The 8,652-nt window shown below is 65.3% G+C and carries 10 protein-coding genes, 1 tRNA gene and 1 pseudogene; 4 read left to right on the top strand and 8 right to left on the bottom strand.

Annotation, left to right across the window (positions count from 1 at the left end; translation table 11 throughout):
- Positions 1 to 154: 154 nt before the first annotated feature.
- Together AAFP05_RS09025 and galE are read left to right on the top strand one after the other, a co-directional pair.
- Positions 155 to 712 carry a hypothetical protein gene (locus AAFP05_RS09025; RefSeq protein ID WP_341729528.1) on the top strand — a complete coding sequence of 186 codons (558 nt, stop codon included), beginning with the start codon at positions 155 to 157 and terminating at the stop codon, positions 710 to 712.
- A 131-nt stretch (positions 713 to 843) separates the two neighbouring features.
- On the top strand, positions 844 to 1,806 hold the full coding sequence (gene galE / locus AAFP05_RS09020; RefSeq protein WP_341729527.1) for a UDP-glucose 4-epimerase GalE: 963 nt from the start codon (positions 844 to 846) through the stop codon (positions 1,804 to 1,806).
- Positions 1,807 to 1,808: 2 nt separating this feature from the next.
- On the opposite strand, the gene AAFP05_RS09015 is transcribed toward galE, so the two are convergent.
- The 4 genes from AAFP05_RS09015 to tpx form a co-directional block, all read right to left on the bottom strand.
- Positions 1,809 to 3,263, bottom strand: a complete 1,455-nt coding sequence (locus AAFP05_RS09015; protein WP_341729526.1) for a PH domain-containing protein — start codon at positions 3,261 to 3,263, stop codon at positions 1,809 to 1,811.
- Positions 3,260 to 3,787 carry a PH domain-containing protein gene (locus AAFP05_RS09010; RefSeq protein ID WP_341729525.1) on the bottom strand — a complete coding sequence of 176 codons (528 nt, stop codon included), beginning with the start codon at positions 3,785 to 3,787 and terminating at the stop codon, positions 3,260 to 3,262. Before AAFP05_RS09010 ends, AAFP05_RS09015 begins: the two co-directional genes overlap by 4 nt.
- Position 3,788: 1 nt before the next feature.
- Positions 3,789 to 4,283 carry a LiaF domain-containing protein gene (locus AAFP05_RS09005; protein WP_341729524.1) on the bottom strand — a complete coding sequence of 165 codons (495 nt, stop codon included), beginning with the start codon at positions 4,281 to 4,283 and terminating at the stop codon, positions 3,789 to 3,791.
- A 97-nt stretch (positions 4,284 to 4,380) separates the two neighbouring features.
- Complete coding sequence (tpx, locus tag AAFP05_RS09000) at positions 4,381 to 4,878, bottom strand: thiol peroxidase (protein WP_341729523.1); 498 nt, start codon at positions 4,876 to 4,878, stop codon at positions 4,381 to 4,383.
- 241 nt (positions 4,879 to 5,119) lie between these two features.
- Here tpx and AAFP05_RS08995 point away from each other — a divergent pair, with 241 nt between their 5' ends.
- On the top strand, positions 5,120 to 5,683 hold the full coding sequence (locus tag AAFP05_RS08995; RefSeq protein WP_341729522.1) for a DUF6434 domain-containing protein: 564 nt from the start codon (positions 5,120 to 5,122) through the stop codon (positions 5,681 to 5,683).
- Between the two features lie 47 nt (positions 5,684 to 5,730).
- Here the strand turns inward: AAFP05_RS08995 and AAFP05_RS08990 are convergent.
- From AAFP05_RS08990 to AAFP05_RS08980, 3 genes are all read right to left on the bottom strand, one after another.
- A tRNA-Gly gene (locus tag AAFP05_RS08990) sits at positions 5,731 to 5,801 on the bottom strand.
- 97 nt (positions 5,802 to 5,898) lie between these two features.
- Positions 5,899 to 6,477, bottom strand: a complete 579-nt coding sequence (locus tag AAFP05_RS08985; RefSeq protein ID WP_341729521.1) for a type II toxin-antitoxin system PemK/MazF family toxin — start codon at positions 6,475 to 6,477, stop codon at positions 5,899 to 5,901.
- A complete protein-coding gene (locus tag AAFP05_RS08980; RefSeq protein WP_341729520.1) occupies positions 6,477 to 7,127 on the bottom strand; it encodes a hypothetical protein in 651 nt (216 codons plus the stop codon). The genes AAFP05_RS08985 and AAFP05_RS08980 overlap by 1 nt, the downstream gene beginning before the upstream one ends.
- A 156-nt stretch (positions 7,128 to 7,283) precedes the next feature.
- On the opposite strand from AAFP05_RS08980, the gene AAFP05_RS08975 reads away from it, so the two are divergent.
- A complete protein-coding gene (locus AAFP05_RS08975; protein ID WP_341729519.1) occupies positions 7,284 to 7,934 on the top strand; it encodes an HAD hydrolase-like protein in 651 nt (216 codons plus the stop codon).
- A 286-nt stretch (positions 7,935 to 8,220) separates the two neighbouring features.
- Here AAFP05_RS08975 and AAFP05_RS08970 read toward each other — a convergent pair.
- A pseudogene (locus tag AAFP05_RS08970) lies at positions 8,221 to 8,652 on the bottom strand (acetyl-CoA hydrolase/transferase C-terminal domain-containing protein); the annotation flags it as partial.

Raw genomic sequence — 8,652 nt, 5'->3', positions numbered from 1 at the left:
GTGACCGGCTACCTCGCCGGCCGGCGTACGCAAATCGCAGCGGCTACCGCGAATCGCAATGGCTAGTGAAGGTTCGGTAGCCGTGGTTGTTTTGAGTAGCCGCTGTGGATCGGGTGGACATTTCGGTAGCCGACCCGACCGATAGGCTGGACGGGTGAAGCTCCGAGATCACCACGCCTCCTGCCACGGGTCCAATCCGAATCGTCCCGACGGTGGCGAATGGACCCACGCGATGGTGCTGCACGACGGCAGCACGGTCTACGCGGACTCCGCGGCCGAGATCGTCGAAGAGATGATGCCCGGCTACGACTGTCTGGACGCTGCCGAACGCGAGGACGCCCGCTGCCGCCATGCGGCGCGGACTGCGGCGCTCGTCCAGCAGATCCTGATGGACCGCGCCGGTCTGGAAGGTGGCTTCGACGCTGAGGACGCCCATCAAGCGCCGCTGGCGCAGATTCTCAGCACCGACAAGTCGCTCTCGCTGACCCTCGAATTGCCGCAGCACCCCGGCGAGCCGGCCGATTGGCTGCCGAGCGTCCCGCTGGTGCTCTTGGTCAGCAGCTACGCTCCGTTTACCGAGCATCCGCGGATCGGCGGGAACGTCCTGTGGATCGATCCGATGTCCGACGAGAGCTATCTGGCCTCGCTGAACGCCACCGGCGTCTTCAGCTATTGGGCGGCCACCCCTGCCCTCGCCGGCCACGACAACTAGGCTGGTGGACGAGACACCCGCAGAACACAATCCCCAAGACGATATCGACGCCCGGTCGAGTTGATTCGGATCGCGGAAGACGAGAAGGGGCCTGAGCGCAACTGCGCGATCCCCCCAATGAGAGGACGAAAATGAGTTGGCTGGTCACCGGCGGAGCCGGATATATCGGTTCGCATGTCGTACAGGCATTCCTGGATGCTGGGATCGTCCCGGTCGTCGTCGATGATCTGTCGAGCGGGCACGCAGAGTTCGTCCCCGACGGCGTGGCCCTCGTCGAGGGATCGATTCTCGACACCGACCTGGTGACCCGGACGCTGGTCGACCACGGCTGCGAGGGCGTCGTCCATCTGGCCGGCTTCAAATACGCGGGCGTCAGCGTGAGCAGGCCGCTGCACACCTACGACCAGAACGTCACCGGAACCGTCTCGCTGCTACGCGCGATGCGGACAGCAGGCGTACACAACTACGTCTTCTCCAGTTCGGCGTCGGTCTACGGCACCCCGGATGTCGACCAGGTCACCGAGGACACGCCGACCGCTCCCGAGTCGCCCTACGGCCAGACCAAGCTGATCGGCGAGTGGCTGGCGGCAGATGTCGCCAAGATCGATCCGCAGTGGCGCTGGACGAACCTGCGCTACTTCAACGTCGTCGGATCCGGTTCGGATGCCCTCTACGACACCAGTCCGCACAACCTCTTCCCGATCGTCTTCGACGCGCTGCTCGCCGGACGCACGCCCAAGGTCTTCGGCGACGACTACCCGACCCCGGATGGCACCTGCGTACGCGACTATGTGCATGTCGCCGATCTGGCGATCTCGCACGTGGCCGCCGCGAAGGCGATGGCAGCCGGCCAGGATCTGCAGGGCGCCTACAACCTGGGCAGCGGCGATGGATCGAGCGTGGCCCAGATCATGGCGGCCATCGCCCGGGTCACCGGCATCGATTTCGCTCCCCAGATCGCGCCTCGGCGTCCCGGCGATCCGGCCCGGATCGTCGCGAATGGCGATGCGGCGGCCCGCGACCTCGACTGGAAGATGCGTTTCACGCTGGACGAGATGGTTGCTTCAGCCTGGAGCGCCCGCCAGGCTCACTAGCGCTAGCCCTTGGTCAGGTCCCAACTGGCTGACGGCGACGCAGCTACGTGCAGCAGCGAGAGGTCCAGACGGGAGCGCGCGGCGCGCATCCGGTCGAGTTCGCTCATGGCAAGCATCCTGGCGTCGGCTTCGTCCAGATGCCGGCAGACCACATCGACCGGCCCCGGCGTGGTGTGCGCTTGCAGATCGGCCAGCCGAAGCCTGCGCGCGATGATGCCCTGACTGATCCGCACCGACTGCACCCGAGCATGCGGGACGATCGAGGTGCGCTTGCGCAACAGCCCGCCCGCCGCGATCAGCACCCGCTCGTCGAACCCCCACGAGTAGGTCTGGGCGTCCAGCCAGCGCAACCAGCGCGCCCGACGGGGGATCGGATGCATCTCGATCGCGTTCATGGCCAGCCTCGGCCACAGCGCGCCCAAGACGATGCTGACATCGTTGCCCGGACCCACCGGCAGCAGCAGATTCGCGGGCACGTGCTCGCCGGATTCCGACGGCACGCCCAGCACATCGATGCGGACGCGGTACCAGCCCATCGCACGCCACAGCAGCGGCTGACTGATGTCGACGGCTTGCACCCGGTTGCGGGGGATCGTCTGACTGGTCAGCGACGTGAGTCCGGACGCGGTGCGCAGCCCGCCGTCCGGGGTCATCGTGAGAGTGAAGTTCCACTCGTTGCGCAACCGGTTGAGCAGATACGCGCCCATACCGAGCAACCAGGGCAGCAGCAGCGATGTCGATGCCAACGCCAGCGGCGTATCGGTCCAGATCGAGAAGCCGACCACCCCGGTGACCAGGACGAGTATCACCACGGTCGAGTTGGTCACGATCATGGACGCGAGCAGCCTGCCCGGAGGTACGGCGACGATTGCGCGATCGGCCGCCGAGATATCGGAAAAGGCAGTGCCGACCGGCACTCCGGCAGCCGTTGCCACGGTGGTGCGGGTGCCGTGGGCGCGGGTGATCAGATAGTCCCGGAGCTGATAGGCGCGCTTGCGGGAGAGATATTCGATGCTCGCATTCGAGCCGCCGCCGCCCACATCGATGCGTAGCGCGGCCAGCCCGAGCAGCCGGGCGATCAGCGGCTGGGTGACATCGACCGATTGGATCTTGGTGAACGCGATCCGTTCGGAGCGCTGTGAGATGAAGTTGCGTTCGATGCGCACCTGCTCGTCATCGATGATGAAGCTGGTGAATCGCCAGGTGACGTAGCCGGCGATCAGTGAGATCGCCAGGACGGCCGCCAGCAGCCCGGCGGGCACATACCAGTAGTGACCGATCGTGCCCCAGCCGCCACTGGGTGCATCGCGCAACAGATCGGGCGCGTCGCGCACGATGAAATACCCGACGGCGACGATGGCGATCCAGCTCTTGGCAATCGGAGTCAGCGGATGTGGGTGCTCAAGGACCGCCTGGTGGGCCGGCTGAGGCTCGATCGGGGTGCCTGGCTCGCTCACAGCCCGGTCGCCTGCGTCTCGCCGAGTTCGGTGAGCCGGTCGCGCAAGGCTGCCGCGGCCTGCGGATCGAGCCCGGGAATGATCGCGTCCGATTGCGCGGAGGCCGTCACCAATTTGACGGTGGCTACTTTGAACGCCCGCTCGATCGGGCCTGCGGAGATGTGTACCGCCTGCATGCGTCCATAGGGCACGACGGTCAACCGTCGATTGAATAGTCCCGACTTGATGAACAGATCGGTCTCGCGCTCGGCGTAGGCCCACGCTCGGACGATCGCGCCCTGGCGCCAGATCCGCCACACCGCGAGGATGACTATCGCGGCGGCGCTCGCGATCATGCTCCACTGCAGGGCGTCGGGAGCTTGATCGAAGACGATCAGGGTGATGGCCTGCGGCGCGATCACGATCACCGCGAGAAAGAGCCAATTGAGCAGCGACGTCAGCCGCCGTAGTCGGGAGTAACGGGGCGAGACCGGCGTCCAGTTCTCGGTGGGAGGTGCGAACAGGGCGCTCTGCACGGAATCCATCTCAGTTCTTGCCTCGGCGAGGCTTGCTCCAGCTGCGGTGGTTGCTGCCGTAGACGATCACAGTGCCGAGAATCAGATCGCCGGTGAGCGTGATCTTGAGACCGCCGGGTTGCGGCGGGCTGAGCTTCTTGAGCTTGACATCGGACGCGAAGGCGCGCGTCTCGTCGACGACCAGGGTGCCCTCGGGGACCCAGAGCTTCAGGTCACCCATGAAGGAGTTGAGGTCGATGCTGATGTCGCGCGATTCGAAGACCGCCTCACGCAGATCGAGCTTGATGGTCCCCATCACCGAGGTGGCACTCAGATTCGGCGGCACCATCCAAGCGCCGTCGCGGTTCTTGGTGCTGAGGATGGCGCTGAGAGAGTTCGTCGAGTACTGGGTCGGAAGGTTGGCTTGGTAGCCGGGCTTCGGCAGCGCCGGGTCGTCGGCATGGTGGACGTCCTGGATGCTCCGCGCAGCATGTCGGGGCTGACGGAACTGAGGCTCGTCGTTCATCGGCTGACCTGTCATACGTCCATCGTAGGGGCAGCCGCTCAGACGCCGGACCCGTTGGCAGCGGCCCGGCGTCTGAACGAAAGCCACGGACGACGGCTCAGCCGAGCGCGGCCACCGCAGCGTCGTAGTCGGGCTCGGTCTTGATCTCGGGCACCAGCTGCGTGTAGACGACCTTGCCGTCGGTGCCGACGATGACCACCGAGCGGGCCAGCAGGCCCTGCAGCGGACCGTCAACCATGGTGACGCCGTAGTCGTCGCCGAAGGTGGAGCGGAAAGCCGACGCACTGACCACGTTCTCGATGCCCTCAGCGGCGCAGAAGCGTCCCGCCGCGAAGGGAAGGTCCTTGCTCACGGCGAGCACCACGGTGTCGTCAAGACCGGCAGCGAGCTCATTGAACCTGCGGACGCTCATCGCGCAGATGCCAGTGTCGAGGCTGGGAAAGATATTCAGCACCACACGCTTGCCTGCGAAATCGTCCAAGGTGACGGGGCTCAGATCGCCGCCAACGAGTTCTATGGACGGTGCGGGTTCGCCCACTGCGGGCAACTCGCCGATGGTGGAGATGGGATCGGAAGCGAAAGTGATAGTGGCCATGAGTCAATTCTTGCGGGCCCGAACCATCCGGACGAGAAGTTTCACCCTCGGCATATGGACGCGCTCTGCTTCCGGCTAGACGTGCGCGGATGCCTTGGCCTCGAGGCGGATGTTGAGAGCAGCGAGGACTTTGGTGACGTTCGAAGTATCCTCATCAATGATATGTATCCCACAAGATACGAGCGGGCAATAGGTGGCGACAGCGAGGAGACGCGCGGAAGGCCCGCGATAGTCTGGGCCGGTGCCTTCGACGAATCCCGATCGCCCCGCCCTCACCCCTAACTTGAACGCGGAGGAGTTCGGGCGCTGGTACTGGTTGAAGGACGAACTGATCGCTTTCGCTCAACTGATCGGCGTCCGGACGACCGGCGGCAAAGAGCTGCTGGCTTCGCGTATCGCTGCCAAGCTCGATGGCCGTGAGTTCACCGAACCGCCAGCGCCGGCACCCAGGGGCGGAAGGCAACTAGCAGGCCGCTTGAGCTCCGATACCGTCATTCCTGCGGGCCAGCGGTGCAGCCAGGTCGTGCGGGCATGGATGACCGAGCGACTAGGAAACGGATTTCATTTCGATGCCGAGATGAGGGCCTTCTTCGCCTCCTCAGATGGCACGAAGACGATGCAGGACGCCCTGGAGCACTGGCATGCCACCCGTGGCCGAGGGTCGCGCAGCATCGATCCGCAGTTTGAATACAACCGTTTCACCAGAACTTGGTACGAAAACAATCCGGCGGGTCGCCGTGACGAACTGCTCACCGCGTGGCGGGACTACTGCAGCAAACCGATTGGTGAGCGGGAACGAGCATAGGGGCCGACAAACCCTTGAAGGTAGAGAGAAGAAATCAAGATAGTGAGAGCGGGCGACGGGAATCGAACCCGCGTGTCCAGCTTGGGAAGCTGGCGCTCTACCATTGAGCTACGCCCGCAGATCGTTGAAGCAACGACGCGGTTGACACTCTAGCGCATCTGGAGAATACGCGAACGTGCCCTCATCGTTGGGTGTGAATCTCCTCTGGAGGGTCCCTAGTCGTCCCAGTGCTCGCTGACTCCGGCGGCGACCTCCTGAAAGACCACAGCGCTCACCCTTCCGGACGCACGGCGGATCTGGGCAGGATCGATGCGGACGATGCGGTCGGTGCGCACCTCACTGACCCGGCGCCTGGAATCCCAATCCCCGGAGCCGATCTCCACCCAGAAGCGGCCGGCCCGGTTCTCCTGCGCGGCGTCTCGGTCATGGTCCTTGCTGGTGGCCGGCAGACCGAGCAGCCAGCCGGCCTCGGCGCCGATGAGTAGCACCGGACGATCCTTGCCCTGGCTCGAATCCTCCTCGAAGGCGACCCACGTCCACACCATCTCGCCGGAGGTGAAGCCGCCGGGCATCTTTGCCTGATAGCGCATCTGTGGCAGCCCATCGAAATCGGCCGCGGGCAGCCCGCCGGCCTGCCCGGCTGCGCCCGCGGGCCGGTTGGCGGTAGCCGTGCCCGGACGCCCGGCCTGGGCGGAGTGGCCGGTCTGGCCGGTGGAGGTCGTGTTCGTGGAGGTGGCGTCACGCAGCAGCCTGCCGGCCAGTCGCACCAGCGACCCGAAGTCTTGCATTTTCATCAGCGGAACCTCGGTGCCGGCCCGTAGGCCACCTGCTTCGGCACGATGGGGGAACGCGGGGGATTCGCGAAGTGGCCGTAGGCGTCGAAATAGCGTTTGGCCGGGCTCGTCCAGATCAGCCCGGTACCGATGGCTGCGAAGCCCAAAGCCAGCCACGACCACCCGATCACGAAGAACGCGAGCAGGCTCGTCACGCAGGCCACGATCCCCGCCACTCGGCTCCACGAGGCGCCGTGCCAGGCGTTGTAGCCGGCGACGGCCGGGCCTGCGGTCATGATGATGCCGATGATCGCCATCACGCAGACCAGCACAACCGAGCTGCCCGAACCCGGACGTGGATCGAACAATTCGATCAGCTTCGAACTGGTCGCGAAGCTCTCGATGTTGATCGCAACCCACCAGTACCACCAATAGCAGGCCGCGGCCGCCAGCCCCGAGGCCGTGAAGGCGATCGTCGCCGCCATCACTACTCCGGGACGCTTGGGCTCCCCGGTGCGTTGGCTCAGCGGGTATCCGGCGAGTTCGGCCGCCAGTGGCGGCAGCGAGACGATCGGAATCTCGGGTGCGTCCCCCAGCCCTTCGCTTTGGTCGGTGGCCGTGGGATCAGCGGCACGGCGGGTCGGGCGATAGCTGCCATCCTGCTCGGTCATCGACTGTCTCCTGCCCGCGGGGCCCTCCGCGATCGCACACGCTCGCGCTCCAGACTAGCCGCATCCGGTGCTGCTGCCTCGTCCGGTCAGCTCGCCGACCCTGGTCACCGAGCCCGGCGGAACCAGGCGCGTCGAGTTCGTCCTATGCTGATCGGCATGAACTCCACACCGCGATGGCCTGTTGTGCTCTTCGACTTCGATGGCACCCTGCTCAACACCATCGATGGGATTGTGGCCAGTTACACGTACGCCTGGCAGACCGTCTCCGGACGCCAGGTCACCCGCCTCGAGATCCTGCCCTGGATCGGTCGAACCTTGGAAGACGTCTTCGCCAAAGAGGACCTCGTGAACGCGGCCGAACTCGAAGCGGTTTACCTCGAGCACAACGCGGCGACGATCGCCGCTGCGATCAGGCGGTATGACGGCATCTCGCAGCTGCTGCAAGAGATGGTTGACGCGGGGATCCGCACCGGCATCGTCACCGCGAAGCGGCGCAACTCCGTGATCCCCAATATGAAGCTGGCCGGGTTGCCCGCCGAAACGGTGCTCGCCTGCGCAGCCGACGATACCGATCGTCATAAGCCCGACCCGGCACCACTGCTGATGGGGCTGGCCGCGCTGAATGCTTCTGTGGCAGGCAGCCTCTATGTCGGCGATGCGATCTTCGATCTGCAAGCCGCCGCAGCGGCCGGCATGGACGGCATCGGCGTCACCTGGGGTGCGGGCGCCCCCGATCAGCTGCGTGCCCAGCCGCATGTGGCTGTCGTCGACACGGTTGCCGAATTGGGCGAGCAGCTGCTCGGTTGAGATCCGGTTGACCCCGTGACTGTCAGGCCCTGAAGAACTCCGGCCCCGGATGGTTCCGGCGTCCAATCCGTTCAGGGATTGGACGCCGGAGCTGGGCGGTGTGTAGCAGGTCCTACTTGGCGGCCGCCTGCTTTGCTTGATCGGCAGCAGCGGCTGCGCGATCGGCGGCGTCCGCGGCTTGAGCAGCAGACTGCTTTGCTTCTGCGGCAGCAGCCACGGCGGTCTCGGCAGCTTCCTGCGCGACGCTCTGAGCTCGGGTGGCCGAACCGGCAGCACCGGCCGCCTTGTCGAGCTGCATGGTGCCGGTTTCCAGGAAGTTCTGGTGCCAGCTCAGCGCCTTGGTCAGCACGTGCGGGGTGTGGATGCCCTTGCTGACAGACAGTGCTTCGTTGTAGTAGTCCCACAGCTGCTCGCGGTAGTCCGGGTGCGCGCAGTTCTCGATGACGGACTTCACCCGCTGCTTCGGCGACAGGCCGCGAAGATCGGCCAGGCCCTGCTCGGTGATGATCATCATCACATCGTGTTCGGTGTGGTCATGGTGGCTGACCATCGGGACGATCGCCGAGATGCCACCCTTCTTCGCCGTCGAGGGGCTCACGAAGATGGAGTAGCCGGCGTTGCGCGAGAAATCGCCCGAGCCGCCGATGCCGTTCATCATCTTGGTGCCCATGATGTGGGTCGAGTTCACGTTGCCGTAGATGTCGGCCTCGATCATGCC

It is taken from the genome of Brooklawnia sp. (genome assembly GCF_032229645.1).
Taxonomy (GTDB): Bacteria; Actinomycetota; Actinomycetes; order Propionibacteriales; family Propionibacteriaceae; genus Brooklawnia.
Note: the sequence above shows the minus strand (reverse complement) of the source record. Positions and strands in the feature narration are given on the sequence as shown.

Coding starts and splice junctions, on each gene's coding strand:
- galE (WP_341729527.1), top strand. CDS start 844: ATGAGTTGGCTGGTCACCGGCGGAGCCGGATATATCGGTTCGCATGTC.
- AAFP05_RS09010 (WP_341729525.1), bottom strand. CDS start 3,787: ATGGATTCCGTGCAGAGCGCCCTGTTCGCACCTCCCACCGAGAACTGG.
- AAFP05_RS09005 (WP_341729524.1), bottom strand. CDS start 4,283: ATGAACGACGAGCCTCAGTTCCGTCAGCCCCGACATGCTGCGCGGAGC.
- tpx (WP_341729523.1), bottom strand. CDS start 4,878: ATGGCCACTATCACTTTCGCTTCCGATCCCATCTCCACCATCGGCGAG.
- AAFP05_RS08985 (WP_341729521.1), bottom strand. CDS start 6,477: ATGAAAATGCAAGACTTCGGGTCGCTGGTGCGACTGGCCGGCAGGCTG.
- AAFP05_RS08980 (WP_341729520.1), bottom strand. CDS start 7,127: ATGACCGAGCAGGATGGCAGCTATCGCCCGACCCGCCGTGCCGCTGAT.
- AAFP05_RS08975 (WP_341729519.1), top strand. CDS start 7,284: ATGAACTCCACACCGCGATGGCCTGTTGTGCTCTTCGACTTCGATGGC.